The organism is Nocardia sp. NPDC049149 (assembly GCF_043197455.1).
Taxonomy (GTDB): Bacteria; Actinomycetota; Actinomycetes; order Mycobacteriales; family Mycobacteriaceae; genus Nocardia.
In genome coordinates, this window is record NZ_JBICTD010000001.1 from 547,006 (window position 1) to 561,230 (window position 14,225).

The 14,225-nt window shown below is 66.9% G+C and carries 15 protein-coding genes and 1 tRNA gene; 4 read left to right on the forward strand and 12 right to left on the reverse strand.

Translation table 11 applies throughout. The features are described from left to right. Positions 1-60: 60 nt before the first annotated feature. From ACGFNJ_RS02650 to ACGFNJ_RS02660, 3 genes are all read left to right on the forward strand, one after another. Positions 61-675, forward strand: a complete 615-nt coding sequence (locus ACGFNJ_RS02650; RefSeq protein WP_393442607.1) for a dihydrofolate reductase family protein — start codon at positions 61-63, stop codon at positions 673-675. Between the two features lie 192 nt (positions 676-867). Beyond that, a tRNA-Gly gene (locus ACGFNJ_RS02655) sits at positions 868-938 on the forward strand. Positions 939-962: 24 nt separating this feature from the next. Continuing rightward, positions 963-2,498 carry an alpha/beta hydrolase gene (locus ACGFNJ_RS02660; RefSeq protein WP_393442609.1) on the forward strand — a complete coding sequence of 512 codons (1,536 nt, stop codon included), beginning with the start codon at positions 963-965 and terminating at the stop codon, positions 2,496-2,498. Between the two features lie 45 nt (positions 2,499-2,543). Here ACGFNJ_RS02660 and ACGFNJ_RS02665 read toward each other — a convergent pair whose 3' ends face one another. From ACGFNJ_RS02665 to ACGFNJ_RS02690, 6 genes are all read right to left on the reverse strand, one after another. Then, positions 2,544-3,674: a methyltransferase gene (locus ACGFNJ_RS02665; RefSeq protein ID WP_393442611.1), complete on the reverse strand. Its 1,131-nt coding sequence runs from the start codon at positions 3,672-3,674 to the stop codon at positions 2,544-2,546. A gap of 255 nt (positions 3,675-3,929) precedes the next feature. After that, complete coding sequence (locus tag ACGFNJ_RS02670) at positions 3,930-4,454, reverse strand: flavin reductase family protein (protein WP_393442613.1); 525 nt, start codon at positions 4,452-4,454, stop codon at positions 3,930-3,932. Continuing rightward, the gene (locus ACGFNJ_RS02675; RefSeq protein ID WP_393442615.1) at positions 4,447-4,962 is read right to left on the reverse strand and encodes an NADPH-dependent FMN reductase; all 516 of its coding nucleotides are present in this window, start codon (positions 4,960-4,962) and stop codon (positions 4,447-4,449) included. Before ACGFNJ_RS02675 ends, ACGFNJ_RS02670 begins: the two co-directional genes overlap by 8 nt. 47 nt (positions 4,963-5,009) lie before the next feature. Next, positions 5,010-6,260 (reverse strand): SfnB family sulfur acquisition oxidoreductase, encoded by a 1,251-nt coding sequence (locus ACGFNJ_RS02680; protein WP_393442617.1) that lies wholly within the window; start codon positions 6,258-6,260, stop codon positions 5,010-5,012. Then, complete coding sequence (gene sfnG, locus ACGFNJ_RS02685) at positions 6,260-7,375, reverse strand: dimethylsulfone monooxygenase SfnG (RefSeq protein ID WP_393442619.1); 1,116 nt, start codon at positions 7,373-7,375, stop codon at positions 6,260-6,262. Before sfnG ends, ACGFNJ_RS02680 begins: the two co-directional genes overlap by 1 nt. A gap of 149 nt (positions 7,376-7,524) precedes the next feature. Continuing rightward, complete coding sequence (locus ACGFNJ_RS02690) at positions 7,525-8,910, reverse strand: styrene monooxygenase/indole monooxygenase family protein (protein WP_393442621.1); 1,386 nt, start codon at positions 8,908-8,910, stop codon at positions 7,525-7,527. Between the two features lie 97 nt (positions 8,911-9,007). Here ACGFNJ_RS02690 and ACGFNJ_RS02695 point away from each other — a divergent pair, with 97 nt between their 5' ends. After that, positions 9,008-9,490 (forward strand): GAF domain-containing protein, encoded by a 483-nt coding sequence (locus ACGFNJ_RS02695; protein ID WP_393442623.1) that lies wholly within the window; start codon positions 9,008-9,010, stop codon positions 9,488-9,490. 46 nt (positions 9,491-9,536) lie between these two features. Here ACGFNJ_RS02695 and ACGFNJ_RS02700 read toward each other — a convergent pair whose 3' ends face one another. The 6 genes from ACGFNJ_RS02700 to ACGFNJ_RS02725 form a co-directional block, all read right to left on the reverse strand. Continuing rightward, complete coding sequence (locus ACGFNJ_RS02700; protein WP_393442625.1) at positions 9,537-10,973, reverse strand: LLM class flavin-dependent oxidoreductase; 1,437 nt, start codon at positions 10,971-10,973, stop codon at positions 9,537-9,539. Next, positions 10,970-12,193 carry an acyl-CoA dehydrogenase family protein gene (locus ACGFNJ_RS02705; RefSeq protein ID WP_393442627.1) on the reverse strand — a complete coding sequence of 408 codons (1,224 nt, stop codon included), beginning with the start codon at positions 12,191-12,193 and terminating at the stop codon, positions 10,970-10,972. The genes ACGFNJ_RS02700 and ACGFNJ_RS02705 overlap by 4 nt, the downstream gene beginning before the upstream one ends. 128 nt (positions 12,194-12,321) lie before the next feature. Continuing rightward, on the reverse strand, positions 12,322-13,104 hold the full coding sequence (locus ACGFNJ_RS02710; protein WP_393442629.1) for a hypothetical protein: 783 nt from the start codon (positions 13,102-13,104) through the stop codon (positions 12,322-12,324). Between the two features lie 100 nt (positions 13,105-13,204). Then, the gene (locus tag ACGFNJ_RS02715) at positions 13,205-13,540 is read right to left on the reverse strand and encodes a hypothetical protein (RefSeq protein ID WP_393442631.1); all 336 of its coding nucleotides are present in this window, start codon (positions 13,538-13,540) and stop codon (positions 13,205-13,207) included. Between the two features lie 103 nt (positions 13,541-13,643). Beyond that, complete coding sequence (locus tag ACGFNJ_RS02720) at positions 13,644-13,940, reverse strand: hypothetical protein (protein ID WP_393442633.1); 297 nt, start codon at positions 13,938-13,940, stop codon at positions 13,644-13,646. After that, a complete protein-coding gene (locus ACGFNJ_RS02725) occupies positions 13,927-14,151 on the reverse strand; it encodes a hypothetical protein (protein ID WP_069163046.1) in 225 nt (74 codons plus the stop codon). The genes ACGFNJ_RS02720 and ACGFNJ_RS02725 overlap by 14 nt, the downstream gene beginning before the upstream one ends. Positions 14,152-14,225: the final 74 nt, after the last annotated feature.

A 14,225-nucleotide genomic window follows, 5' to 3' on the forward strand; every position in this document is an offset into this window, starting at 1 on the left:
TGCGCACCCAGTGGTGCCACAGAATCGGAATCCACGCCCTAACGATCCGGAGGAGACCCTGTGAGCACGGTGATCATGCACAACGTGATGTCGGTGGACGGCTTCATCGCCGACAAGAACGACGACGTCGGCCCCCTGCACGAGTGGTATTTCAGCGGTGACACCCCGATCACAGAACCCGCAGGCGAGCAGGACTTCGATCATTCCGGCAGCGGAGCCGGATTCAAGGTCGCGCGCGCCTCGGCGGACTACGTCCGCGCCACGTGGGCGTCGATCGGGACGATCGTCATGGGCCGCACACTGTTCGACCTGGTGAACGGTTGGGAGGGGCAGCCACCCGCGGGCGAGCACGTGGTCGTCGTCTCGCATCGCCCCAAGCCGGACGGTTGGCACCCGGAGGCCTCCTACCACTTCGTCGACAACATCCACGCCGCCATCGCCACCGCACGCGAACTCGCTGGCGACCGCACCGTCGCTGTCAACGCCGGACAGGTCGGCGGCCAGTGTCTCGCGGCCGGTCTGATCGACGAGGTCGCGATGGACGTGGTCCCCGTGGTGTTCGGATCCGGGAAACGCTTCTTCGGCGATATCGACGGCCAGCACCTGCTGGAAGATCCTCACGTGGTCATTCAGGGTGAGCGAGTGCTGCACCTGAGGTTCGGAGTCAGGAAATGACTTTGTCGCCGATGTAGCAGATAAGTGTGGGTTGCCGGAGCACGAGACAGTAACCGACTGAGCGAGGAAGGGATTGGGCGCGCCTCGCGACCGGCAATCCAGTTCTTCTTCGCAGGTCAGAGGGTTCTACCTGGAGCTTTACCGGGGTCGGGGCGGTTCTGCTAAAGTCTCGGAGGTATCTCTGATACGGCTGCCGATGTAGTTCAATGGTAGAACTTCTGCTTCCCAAGCAGACAGCGCGGGTTCGATTCCCGTCATCGGCTCTGCGACGAAGACCCTGACTGTAGTTGCTGGTCAGGGTCTTTTTTGTGCGTGCAGTACTGGGGGGTGAGGGTGGGTGGCTCGGCGGGGGGATGTGGTGCGGCGGGGTGGGGATCGACTATTCGGGCATGGTTATTCGGCGTGGTTTGGCTGCGGTTCTGGCCGTTGGACTGGGTGCGGGAGTGCTCGGGGCTTGTTCGTCTGAGGCGCGGTCCGCGCCGGGGGTGAGTTGGCAGCCGTGTGTGGAGAATGCGGCGTTCGACTGTGGGGCGGTCCGGGTGCCGGTGGATTGGGCCGATCCGGCGGGAGCGCAGATCGAGGTCGCCGTGGTGCGGGATCAGGCCGATGATCAGGCGGGCAAGGTGGGGACTTTGGTTTCGTTGCCTGGCGGGCCTGGAGGTTCGGGGGTGGATGAAATCCTCAAGGGGGGAAAGTTTTCGGAGAAGCTGCGCAAGCGGTTCGATATCGTCAGTCTCGATCCGCGTGGGGTGAAGCGGAGCCATCCGGTGCAGTGTGATGCGGGGCTGGTGGGACACCGGCCGAATCTGGTGCCGGATTTGGGTGGGCGGATCGATGAAGTTCGTTCTTATGCACGGGATCTCGCGGCAAGTTGTCGCCAGTACACCGGGCCGTTGATGGACCACCTCGACGCGGTGAGCGTGGCGCGGGATGTGGACGCGGTGCGGGCGGCGTTGGGAGCGGACCAGATCAGTGTGTACAGCAGGTCTTACGGGACGATGCCCGCGCAAGCGTATGCGGAGTTGTTCCCCAAGAATCTGCGGGCGGTGGTGCTCGACAGCGTGGATGATCACAGTCTGGATGGGCGGGCGTTCATGGCTACCGAGGCACGGGCGGCCGCGGATACGTTCGGCGAGTTCGTATCCTGGTGTGCCCGTGACGAACAGTGCGCGCTGCATGATGCGGATGTCAGACGGATCTTCGACGATACGTATGCCAAGGCGGCGCGCGATGAACTCCGCAACCTGACGGACACCAGCAAGCCGCTGGGGCCGTTCGACCTGAGCTTCACGGTTATCCAACGGTTGTATAAGCCTGAATGGTCCAGGCTGGCAACGGAACTACGCGCGTTGGCGGATCAACCCGCGAACAGCCCACTGCCGCAGGCCACGCCGCGGCGGCAGGGCGCACCGGCGCCGATGCCGGAAGTCATCGCCTGCTCCGACTGGCGTTTCGACATCGCCGACCAAGAACACTGGACAAGCCTGTGGCGCGAACAGAATGCCGACGCGGGCACACTGCGTGCCCACTTCGCCTGGGGCGCAGGCGCTCTGTGTTCCGGCTGGCCGATCACCGCACCGAACCCTCCGCACCGGCCACAGATCACCGACGGCCCGCCCGTGCTGATCCTCAGCTCACTGCATGATCCGGCCACTCCGCACGAATGGGCGCTCGGGGTCGAGAAGAACACCCCTCGTGCCACCCTCCTCACCTACGAGGGCCACGGCCACGGCATCTACGACCGCTCGGCATGCACCACCAAGGCAGCCGACGAATACCTCATCAACCTGACCATTCCTGGAACACGCTGTCCTGCAGCCTAATTCGGAGAAGGCCCGATCCGCATGCCGGGTCGGGCTTTCCGGTGTTCAAGAACCGGCTCGCCTTGTCGGGGTGAGCCGCCAGAGCGAGGTGGTTTCGGCGGCGCGGGCGGCATGCAGTGGGTCGGCGGTGTCCTTGGTGCGCGGGTGGTGCGGGGTGGTGTCGGTTTTGTCGATGATGCGCAGGCCTGCGGCGGTGATCATGGTTAGTAGGTGGTCGCGGGTACGCAGCCCCAGATGTTCGGCCAGGTCGGACAGGATCAACCACCCCTCGCCGCCCGAGTTCAGGTGGGCGGCCAGACCGCCGAGGAAACCGTGCAGCATGGCACTGTCCAGGTCGTAGACGCCGTGCTCGAGCGCGGAGGTCGGCCGCGCGGGCAACCACGGCGGATTGCAGACGACGAGGTCGGCGCGGCCCTCGGGATAGAGGGCGGGGCCGACGATCTCGACGGTTCGACCGAGCTCGAGCCGGTCGATGTTGTCGCGGGCACAAGCCAGCGCGCGCGGGCTGTCGTCGGTGGCCACGATGCGCTCGACACCGCGGCGGGCAAGCACGGCAGCCAGCACGCCGGTGCCGGTGCCGAGGTCGAAGGCGGTGCCACCGGGCATCGGCAGCGGAGCGCGGGCGACGAGATCGATGTATTCGCCCCGAACCGGCGAGAACACGCCGTAATGCGGGTGAATGGTCGCGTCGAGCGCCGGTATCGCAACGCCTTTTGCTCGCCACTGTGCCGCGCCGAGCACACCGAGCAGTTCGGTGAGCGCGATGAGCATGGGCTCGCGCCCTGGCCCGTAGACGTCGTCGCACGCCTTGCGCACGTCCGGTGCGCGGCGCAGCGCGAGCCGGTGGTCGTCCTCGAGCTGCACGAGCAGCTTGCCGAGCACTCGGGCCCGATGGTTGCGGGCCCGGCGCTGCAGCCGGAAGGTTTCGGCCGCGGTGTCGCCGGGCCCCGTGGCTTTCCGGTCGACGCGACGGCTCATCGCCTGCAGCAGCTGACGGCCGTTGTGATAGTCGCCGCGCCACAGCAGCGCGGTGCCTTCACAGGCCAGGCGGTAGGCGTTTTCAGCGGTCATCCGGTCGTCGGCCACCATGATTCGGGTCGGCACGGGTGTCGCGCTCTCCGAATGCCATGGCGCGGATCGGACGGTATCGGCTTCGGTCCAGCTCATCGTGGACATGAGGTACTCCTCGTGGTCGGGCATGCGGGGACACGGAGTGCACCGCGACGAGGAGGTGTGAAGGGTGGGTGTTACAGCGCCCGCGTCGAAGTGCGCGAGGAAACGTCACCGAGAACCATGCCCAACGTCATGACCGACCCTTCCGAATAGCTTTCCTCCAGTGTCCCACATGCCCCGACCAGGGCCGATGGCGCCCCAGGTCGGGCGATCGCCGGTCAATGCCGAACCCGATGTCGTTGGGCCGCAACAGCATTGCTACCCGGCGAGATCCCTGCGCTCGCGCACGTCGGCATGGAGTCGACGAAATCTGCTGCCGTGGAACACCAGCGGATCGACATCGGTGCGCGTGGCGATGCGGTGGATGCGCAGAATGACCACCGCGTGATCGCCCGCGGGCACATGCACCTCCGGCACGCCTTCGATCCAGGCGGACGCACCGTCGATGAACAGCGCGTCGCCGGTGCCGCGGTGCACTTCGGTGCCGCGGAACCGGTCACCGTTGCGGGCGCCGAGCGTGCGGGCGGCATCTTGCTGATCGGTGCCGAGCAGGCTGAGCCCGAGGTGGCTCGCGCCGCGGAGCTTGGGCCAGGTCGAGGACGAGTTCTGCACACAGAACGACACCAGTGGCGGGTCGAGCGAGACGGGCACGAAGGTGCTCACGGCGAGACCGTGCTGGGTGCCGTCGATTTCGGCGCATACCGCGACGACGCCGCTCGGAAAGTTGGCGAAGGCACGGCGCAGGCCGCTGCCATCGGCCGGAAATTCGAAGAGCTCATGCATGATTCCCCGCCTGTACGCTGCTCGCGAGTGCCCCGGCCACGGGACGCCAGCGTCCAGTGTAGCGGTCGATCACACCGTCTTCCTGAAATGACCTGTCCGACAGGTAAAGACCGGGCAGCGCTGCGGTGGCGCCCAGCTCGACGAGCACCGGTTTGAGCAACAGATCCGGTGCCAATGCGTGCACCGGGCCCGCGCCGAGCATCACCGGGACGGCGAGGACGTCGGCCAATCCGGTGCCTCCGTCGAACTGTTCCAGGAAGAGTTTCAACAGCCCGGTGTAGGTGGCCTTGAAGGTCGGACTGGCGAAAACGACCAGCTCCGAAGCGGATACGGTGCGCACCGCCGCCGTCACCGCTGGGTCACCCCAGCCGAGCAGGCCAGCGCCGAACTCGACCAGGTCGATCACCGTCGGCTCCACGTCGGGGCGCAGACCCCGCGCGACCAGCGTGGCCGCCGTCAAAGTGCGAGAAGCGGGCTTCGGATTACCGACTACCACGGTCACTGTCACTGTTTTCGATCCTTTTCACTAACCTGCGGTTCGACCGGCGGGGCCGGTCAGATCACGCCGTGCAACGGCGGCGCGGTGCCGTGCAACTGCGCACGGCCGATGTGCTGGTACTTCCACCGAATCGGGTCGTGCAACGTATGGGTGCGGGCATTGCGCCAGAAATGGTGCAGGTTGAGATCTGCTGCGGCACTGCGGGTGCCACTCACTTCGAACAGCGCGCTGGACACCTCGTTCGCCGCCTGATCGGCGAGCACCTTGGCCGCGGCGACCGCGAGTGACGCCTCGGCGGTCAGCTCCTCGGTCCGATGATGCTGCGCCCCAGTGTCGGTGGCCGCGTCGACGGCGGCGCCTGCCGCGCCGAGCGTCGCTTCGGCGGCCGTGACCGCGACCGCGAGCTCACCGAATCGCTGGATCAGCAACGGATCGTCGATCGCCTTGGTGACGCCGGCTTCGAACCACGGCCTGCTCGCCGTGCGCACGAACTCCGTTGCGGCCGTGAGCGCCCCGCGCGCGATGCCCGCATCGATCGCGACATGCAGCAGCTGCGCGAACGCACCGTAGGCGGTGGGCGCGCGCACCGCAGCAGCGCGCGGGATCAACTGGTCACGCTCGACAAGCACCTCGTCGAAGGAGACGGTGCCGCTGCCGGTAGTGCGCTGACCGATGCCGTTCCAGTCGTCGATGATCCGCACACCGGGCGCGGTCGCGGGGAGGTAGGCGATGTACTCCCCTGCCGCCAGTCCGCTGCGCTGCTCGGGGTCGTCGAGCACGGTGAGCACCGCGAGCAGATTCGCGAACAACGAACCCGTGCAATAGAACTTGCGCCCATCGATGCGAAACCGGTCGCCCACCGGCCGCACCGTGGTGGCGATCTCGGCGACGGTCGCACCGCCGCGCTCGGACTGCGCGTTGGCGATCTGTCCACCGTCGAGCACGCCGGCGAAGTACCGCTCCCGCTGTGCCGCCGAACCGGCCAGCCGCACCAGGTTCACGTAGACGAAGTGGCTGTGCGGAATCTGCGCGATGTTCGGATCGGCGGTCGCGAGAATGCGCACCACCTCCGCCACTGCGCTCGGCGACAGGTCGGCGCCACCGTACTCGGCGGGCACCGTGATCGCGAGCAGCCCACTCGCCGCGAGCCGTTCGATCTCCTGGCGCGGCAGTACCCGACCACTGTCCCGCGCGGCGGCCTCCAACGCGAAGTCGGCCGCGAGGTGTGCCGCGACCGAAAACGCGTGCGCGGCCGAGGTGATCCGGTCGGCCGCGGCGGGACGCGCCGCGGCCTCCGACAGTGTCATCAGCTCGCCGCCGCGACCGGCCGTCGCGCGGCCTCCAACTCCCGAACCAGCGGAAGCACTTTCGCGCCGAAGTACTCGATCTCCTCCTGAAAGTGCAGGAAGCCGCCGAGGATCAGGTCGACCCCGAGCTCTTTGTAGGCGACGATGCGCTCGGCCACCTGTTCCGGCGTACCGATCAGCTGGGTGCGGAAGCCGTCGTTGTACTGCACGAGATCTTCGAAGGTGGAATCCGCCCACATGCCCTTGCGGTCCTTGGTGGACGCGCCTGCCTGCTGCACGGCGTCCCGGAATCCCTCCACCGCAGGCTTGTTCGCCTTCTCGACGATCTCGCGCAGCGTGTCCCGCGCTTCCTTCTCGGTGTCGCGGGCGATGATGAAGCCGTTCAGGCCGAACTTCACCTCGCGCTCGTGCTGACGTGCGACCGCACGTAGATCGTCGAGTTGCTCGGTGACACCGTCGAAGTCCTTGCCGTTGGAGAAGTACCAGTCGGCGTAGCGGCCACCGTTGCGGCGGGCCGCGGTCGAGTTACCGCCCTGGAACAGTTCGGGATTCGGGCGTTCGGCGGTGTTGAGCGGCTTCGGCTTCAGCGTGAAGTCGCGGATCCGGTAGAAGTCGCCGCCGTAGTTCACGTTGTCCTCGGTCCAGATCTTGCGGATCACCTCGAGGAATTCGGCACTGCGCCGGTACCTTTCGTCGTGCTCGAGCCACGGCTCGCCGAGCGCGGTGAACTCACCGGCAAACCAGCCGGAGACGACGTTGATGGCGAACCGGCCGTTGGACAGGTGATCGGCGGTCGCGCCGAATTTCGCGAGCACCGCAGGGTGCCACAGACCGGGGTGGATGGCCGCGATCACCTTCAGCCGCTCGGTCGCGCCGAGCAGCGCGAGGCTGAACGAGGTGGACTCGTGCTGGAATTCGGCTCCGTAGGAGGCGGTGTAGCGCACCTGCGAGAGGGCGTAGTCGAAGCCGTTGCGCTCCGCGGTCTGCGCCAGCTTCTTGTTGTACTCGAAGTCCCAGCCCGTGCGCTGTTCGATATCGCTGGTGACCAGCCCCCCGCTGACATTGGGCACCCAGTAGGCGAATCGGATCTGGTCGGCAATCTGCTCCGTGGTCATAGCTGCTCCATGCTTTCGGGGGTAGCCGGTGGCTTTCGGGGTAGCCGAGGGGGTGGCAGTCGATCTCCTCCCACTCCAGCACCGCGCTCCGACCGGCACGAGGGTTTGAATCTGTGCGATCGGATCGCCGTGCTGGAGTGGTCGGGGATTCAGGCGGTGGCGAGGTTGTCGGCGAAGGTGGACCTGGCGAACTTGCCTGCCGGCGCGAAGCGTCCGAGCAAGGTCGCCGCGTTCTCGCCGGTAATGCGAGTAATGAATGCATTGGCCGCTTCGAGCGAATCGACCTCGAGGAACGGCTGCGGGTGGTGCAGCAGACCGACCAGGGCGGCAGCGAACTTCGGATCGACGCTCGCGGCCGCGAACAGCTGCCCGCCGATCTCGGCCAGTTCCGGATCACCGAGGAACAGCCTGGTCACCTTGTTCGCGGCATCACCGCGCACGGCGAGGAACTCCGCGTACCGCGCGTTGAACCAGCTGTCGTCGAACGGACCCTCGTGCACGGCGGCGGCCGCGACCAGCCGCTGCGCCTGGATCAGCCCGCTCTGTGCGCCCTGGCCCGCGATCGGGTCGTAGGCGATGGAGGTGTCGCCGAGCGAGGCGACCACGTGCCCGCTGGTGGTGTGGCCGACGGCGGACCGAACCACCGGCCGCACCGCGCCTTTCAGCCAGGAGTGCGGGTCGTCGGCGATCACCTGGGTGGCGAGCACCTCCGGCAGGTCCCAATCGATGAAGTCGCGGTACAGGTCCTGCACGATCTTGTGCGCGGACTCGGCGGACTCGGCTGCGGCGAAACGGGTTTCCCACTCGCTGCCTGGACGGGCCCAGCCGAGGAACGCCCAGCTCGGCCCGGCGTCCTTGTGCAGGTAGGGACCCCACCATGCCTCGCCCTGCTCGGCCAGGATGGAGAAGCCGCTGTGCGCGCCGCCCGCCGAGCTGCGGTGCGCGAAAACATCCTTGTCGTAACCGATTCCGGTCACGGTGACGGTGAGCAGTGAGCGCTGTGGTGCGTCGTAGGGGGTGCGCGCGGTGTCGATCGCGAACAGGTCGGAGAGTCCGCCCTTGCCCGTGGCGACCAGGGTGAGATCGTTGCCCGCCGCGATGGTGTCGAGAATTTCCGGGGTCACCGGCTCCACCACGAAACGCCCGCCACGCTCCTGGAAGGCGGTCAGTCGCTCGTCGGCCTTCAGGCGGGTGTCGACGGCGACGCCGACGTATCCGTCGAAATGGCCGTCGAATTGGATCAATTCGGCACGGTCGGGTCCGGCGATGCGGACGCTGAGCCCGGTGTGTCTCGGCGCCCTGCCGGTGTAAGTGTCCAGGCCGAGCGCCGATTCGGACTGCTGGGTCACGCCGAATTCGAGCGCGGTGCCGGTGGCAGGCACGTCATCGCGCAGGCTGCGTTGATCGCGGTCGCTGTAGATGGTCACCTCGAATCCTGCGTCGAGCAGACCTAGAGCCGCAGTGACGCCGGTTTGGCCTGCGCCGATTACCGCGGCCGAACGGGTGGAACGGGGAACGGAATTCTGCGTTGTCATGCTGGGATCCTGCAACTGTGCCGCGGCCCTCGTGAGTGTTGCGATCAGCGAGAATCAATGGAAGAACCGGCGTTTCCTCTGGCGTACCATTCGGCGCATGTCGTTCACCGTTGCCGATCTGACCGGAGACCGGACCGAGCAGTACCAGCAGCTCACTGCGCAGGCCGAAGCGCTGGTGGCAGGCGAGCCCGATCGGGTCGCCAACGCCGCCAACCTCGCCTCGCTGGTATTCCACGCGCTGCCCGACCTGAATTGGGTCGGGTTCTATTTTTATGACGGACACGAACTCGTGGTCGGCCCATTCCAGGGCAAACCGGCGTGCGTCCGTATCGCCCTCGGAAAGGGCGTCTGCGGGACCGCGGCACAGACCAGGGAAACCCAAGTGGTTCCCGATGTGCACGCATTTCCCGGCCATATCGCGTGCGACGGCGACACTGGCTCGGAAGTGGTTGTTCCGTTGGTGCACAACGGCGAACTCGTCGGTGTCTTCGATCTCGACAGTCCGAAGCCGGACCGGTTCGATGCCATCGACCAGCACGGTCTGGAAGCCGTCGCGCGGGCGTTCCTGGCAGCACTCTGATCGGTGCGGCGAACACCTCTCCCGGTGTTCGCCGCAACCCATTGTCTTACGTGTGCGGTGTCTGGACGACCGCGCCCGGGCGCGAGACGTCGTCAGGCAGCACCGTCGATCCCGCTGCACCGACGCGATATCGAGCACCACGGTGCTCCTCCGGCAGTCGATCGCCCGCCTCGAACAGCGCGTTGCGCAGCGTGCCCGGCACGTATTCGGTGGCGTAGGCCCCGCGTTCGGCCAGGACCGGAACAACGTGGTGGACAACATCTTCGAAGGAACCCGGCGTGATGGCGTAAGCCAGGTTGAAACCGTCGAGATCGGTCTCCTCGACCCATTCCTGCAGCAGGCCCGCGACGGTTTCCCCGGAACCGACGAACACCGGACCCATGCCGCCGATGCCGGCCCACTGCCCGATGTCGCGCACCGTCCACTCGCGTCCGTCATCGTCGAACTCTTGGAATGCGGCGACAGCGGACTGGATGGCGTTGCTCTCCACCTGCCCGATCGGATCGTCCAGGTCATAGGTCGACAGGTCGATGCCCATCCAGCCGGACATGAAGACCAGGCCGCCCTCGACGCTGGCGTAGGACAGATACTCCTCGTGTTTACGGCGCGCCGCGTCGTCGGTGGCGTCGGTGATGATGGTCGCCAACGCATAGATCCTGGCCGAATACCGATCCCGGCCCGCCGCCACCAGCGCGTCTCGGACCCGGGAAACCGTCTGAGCGAGTATGCGTTTCGACGGCCCCGCAATGAAGATGGCCTCGGCGTTCTCGGCCGCGAACCGCACGCCACGCGTCGAAGCGCCCGCCTGGTAGATCACCGGCGTGCGCTGCGGTGACGGCTCGGACAGGTGGATGCCCGGCACCGTGAAATGCTTGCCGCGGTGGCCGATGTGGTGCACCTTCGCGGGATCCACGTAGATGCCTTGCGCAGCGTCACGGACCACCGCGTCGTCCTCCCACGATCCTTCCCATAGCTTGTAGAGCACTTCGAGGTACTCGTCGGCCTGGTTGTAACGCTCGTCGTGGTCGAGTTGGTCGTCAGCGCCGAAATTCCGTGCCGCCGAGGGCAAGTAGCCGGTCACCACGTTCCAGCCGATCCGACCGTTGGTCAGGTGGTCGAGCGTGGACAGGCGGCGCGCGAACGGGAAGGGGTGCTCGAAACCGGTGCCGGTGGTGATGCCGAAGCCGAGATGCTCGGTCACCGCCGCCATGGCCGAAACGAGCAGCAGCGGATCGGCCACCGGGATCTGCGCGCCCTGGCGCAGCGCGGCGATATCGGTGCCACCGTAGACGTCGTAGGTGCCGAGCACATCGGCGATGAAGATGCCGTCGAAATGCCCCTGCTCCAACAGTTTTGCCAGATCGGTCCAGTAGCTCAGCTCCTTGTACCGATGCGACTGGTCGTCCGGATGCCGCCACAGTCCCGGCGACTGGTGGGCGACGCAGTTCATGTCGAAGGCGTTGAAGCGAATGCGGCGGGTCATTCGGCGGCTCCGTCCGTGGGTTTGTGTTCGCCTGCGCTCCAGGCGAACGGCAGGTCGGCGCCGTTGAGCAGGTGATCGCCGATTGCCCTTGCCTTTTGGATGGCCGGGTTGTGCACCGAGATGGTGCGGGCGTTGCGCCAGTGCCGGTCCAACCGCTGCCGCTCCGAGACGACCGACGCGCCGCCGACCTCGAAAAGCAGCGAGGTGGCAGGCAACACCAGATCGATCACCGCGAGCTGTGCCTGTGCGGCCGCGAGTTCGGCTGCCACCAGCAACTTTTCGTCCTTTGCCGCACCGGCGAGCACCTCGTCGAGCACGTCGGCGACCGCGAGCACGCTCGCCTCGGCGGCGAACGCCGCGGCCGACAGGCGACCGATCACCTGCTGCACCAACGGATCCTGGCGCGGCAGCGCCGCGGCCGAATGCGAGTAGCTGCGGGTGCGGCCCGCCACCCATTCCCTGGCGTCCTGCTCGGCTCGCCGCGCGATGCCCGCGAGCACCGCGAGCTGGACAAGCTGCAGATAGGACGTGCCATAGGTCGGGCCTGGCGCGCCGTAGCCGGGGCCGAGGATGCGCTCGTCGGCCACCACCACATCGGTGAATTCCGTAGTGCCACTGGCGGTCAGGCGCTGCCCGAACCCGTCCCAGTCGTCGTGCTGGCGCACGCCGTCGGCCTTCGCGTCCACCAGCACGCCGACCCGCTCACCGTCGCGATCCGCCGCGGCCAGGATGTGGTCCGCGTACAGCGATCCGGTGCTGTAGTACTTCACCCCGTTGAGCAGCCAGCGATCCCCGTCCCTGGTCAACCGGGTTCGATAGCGGTCGACCGCGCCGACCCCCGGCTCGGTGATCGCATTGCCGACCAGCGTGCCGTCGGCCACCGCGCGCAACCACTGCTCGCGGCTCGGGCCCGGCTCGGCAAGCAGCTGATCCTCGACGAACGAGAAATGCACCCGCAAGGCCTGCGGCAGATTCGATTCGGCCGCCGCCAACCCGATCAGCAGCCGGAACAACTGCCGCACGCTGACCCCGTACCCGCCGAACTCCACCGGCACTCGCAGGGCACCGAACTTCGCCTCGCGCAGCCACCCCACCTCCTCGAACGGCAGCCGTCGATCGATCTCCCGCTCCACCGCCCCCTGCGCGATGCGCTCGAAGATCGGTCCGAAGACCGCATCCAGGTCGGAATCTGTGGCGGCTTTGGCCTCGAGGGATGTCATCGCCCCACGATCGCGCACCCCGCGAATCAGCTCACGGGTTGCGCGCAGTGCGATCGAAATAGTGGTTGACGGGAGTCTCGCTACGGATGCCGAAGGATTCGACCGCGAGGTGCGAAGGTGGGTGCCGGTCAGTACTCGCGCGGGCCCGATTGGGGTGGCCCGTACTGTGGCGGGCCGTACTGCTGCGGACCGGACTGCGATGGACCGTACTGCTGCGGACCCGACTGCGATGGACCGTACTGCTGCGGGCCGGACTGCTGAGGTCCCGGCGGATAGCCGCCGGTCCAGCCTGCGGGTGCGGCCGCCCGGCGCTTGCTTCGACCGCGCTTGACCCCGACAACGATCAGTGCGATCACGCCGAGGACCAGCCCGCCGAAGCCGAGCGCGCATGCCCCCACCAGCGAGCCGGCCAGCGAGGTGCCGAAGCCGCGGCCGATGGCGGCGGTGGCGGGTCCGCCGGTGGTGGTGACGCGGTAGGTGCCCGGTGTGTTCACGGTGAACGAGAAGGCCGCTCGGCCTTCGTGTTTGCCGAACGTGTAGGTCACGTTGGCGCTGTACTCCTGGAGCTGAACGGCCGCGCCGCTCGGATCGGTGATGCTCGTGGTGATCCTGCCGGGGAATCCGTGTGCCGAGGCGCCGGGATACTCGAAATTCACCGTGTACCCGCCGGTTTCCGTCAGCTGCACGGTGCCGGTGCCCGGTACCGGCACGCGCTGGAGATCATCGACCTTCCCGGCCATGCCGACGAATCCGAGTACCCCGAGCACAACGCCGCCGACTAGGCCGCCAACGATGAGTAGCGCGCCGAAGACGAACCACCAGCCGGAGGGTGTGATCCGTTGTGGCGCTGGCTGACCTGTTGAATACGGCGAGCCGGCGTAGTGGGCTGGTTCCGGATATTGCGGCGCCATGGCAACCGGCTCCTCCCCGCCGATCCGCACGTCGACGCCCCGTCAGAATACGGCGAACACCCGCTGCGGCGCTCGCCATTGCGCGACGGTTACGCCAGAATCAGCCGGGCAAGCTCATGCATTCGGCGGCGATGCGGGTGCTGGCGGTGCGCGCCTTCTCCGCGTCGTCCTTGCTCATGCCGAGGGTCTGCTCGTCGGCGGCCTTGGTGTCGTACTCGTTGCTGACCATCAGTCGCAGCGCATCCTGCGAAATGCCTTGGTCGAAGAACTGTTTCGCCGCGCACTCGGCGCGCTCCTTGCCCTTGAAACCCTTGTCCTGCAACGACTTGGCCAGGTCCGCCTGCGTCACCGTCGGCGCCGCCGCCGGTGTGTCGTCGCCGCATGCCGCGAGCACCGGCAGCGCGATGAGCACCGCGGCGATCAGGGAGATCCGCACCTGCATCCTCTTCCGTCGACTGGACACCATTCCGTACGTCGGCCCTGATGGTAGGCGATCGACCTGCGGACTTCGTGGCCAACGGGTTGCGATACCGAGGCGTTTACAGGTCCATCGCGGCGCGCAGTGCGGTGTCGAGACGCTCCATGGTGTCGATTTCCATCTCGTCGACGCGTTCGGCGAGCCAGCCGCGGAAGATCCGCCCGATGTTGCCTGCGTGCACCCAGCCGTAGCTGTCTATCGGCACCGCGAGAATGTCCTGGGGATCGTCCTCGACCACCTCGGCGGCGATCAGCCACGGCCTCGGCGACTCGTTGATGCCGTCACTGCTGATGAGCACGACAGTGCGACGACGCGGCGAACCATGCGGGTTGTAGATCCACAGTTCACCCCGCCGCACGCATCGCCTCCTCGGCTGCGGCCAGCTCGGCCGCGTCGGCGGCGGCTTCTGCCGTCACATCCGTCGCGGGGTTGCAGCCCATGCGCACGGCTTCGCGACGAGCGGCCTTCGATATCCACGCCGACGGCGACATACCCGCGCGGGCCGCGGCCTGCTCGGCATAGGACCAGGCGGCCTCGTCCAGCGAAAGGGTGACCTTACGCGTTGCCATACCAATTACCGTACCGATGATGCGGGCCGTCTGCCACAATCGCCTGTGACGGGACGGCTGATTTATCGAGCACA

Coding starts and splice junctions, on each gene's coding strand:
- ACGFNJ_RS02705 (WP_393442627.1), bottom strand. CDS start 12,193: ATGACATCCCTCGAGGCCAAAGCCGCCACAGATTCCGACCTGGATGCG.
- ACGFNJ_RS02725 (WP_069163046.1), bottom strand. CDS start 14,151: ATGGCAACGCGTAAGGTCACCCTTTCGCTGGACGAGGCCGCCTGGTCC.
- sfnG (WP_393442619.1), bottom strand. CDS start 7,375: ATGACCACGGAGCAGATTGCCGACCAGATCCGATTCGCCTACTGGGTG.
- ACGFNJ_RS02670 (WP_393442613.1), bottom strand. CDS start 4,454: ATGCATGAGCTCTTCGAATTTCCGGCCGATGGCAGCGGCCTGCGCCGT.
- ACGFNJ_RS02695 (WP_393442623.1), top strand. CDS start 9,008: ATGTCGTTCACCGTTGCCGATCTGACCGGAGACCGGACCGAGCAGTAC.
- ACGFNJ_RS02680 (WP_393442617.1), bottom strand. CDS start 6,260: ATGACACTGTCGGAGGCCGCGGCGCGTCCCGCCGCGGCCGACCGGATC.
- ACGFNJ_RS02700 (WP_393442625.1), bottom strand. CDS start 10,973: ATGACCCGCCGCATTCGCTTCAACGCCTTCGACATGAACTGCGTCGCC.
- ACGFNJ_RS02665 (WP_393442611.1), bottom strand. CDS start 3,674: ATGTCCACGATGAGCTGGACCGAAGCCGATACCGTCCGATCCGCGCCA.
- ACGFNJ_RS02710 (WP_393442629.1), bottom strand. CDS start 13,104: ATGGCGCCGCAATATCCGGAACCAGCCCACTACGCCGGCTCGCCGTAT.
- ACGFNJ_RS02690 (WP_393442621.1), bottom strand. CDS start 8,910: ATGACAACGCAGAATTCCGTTCCCCGTTCCACCCGTTCGGCCGCGGTA.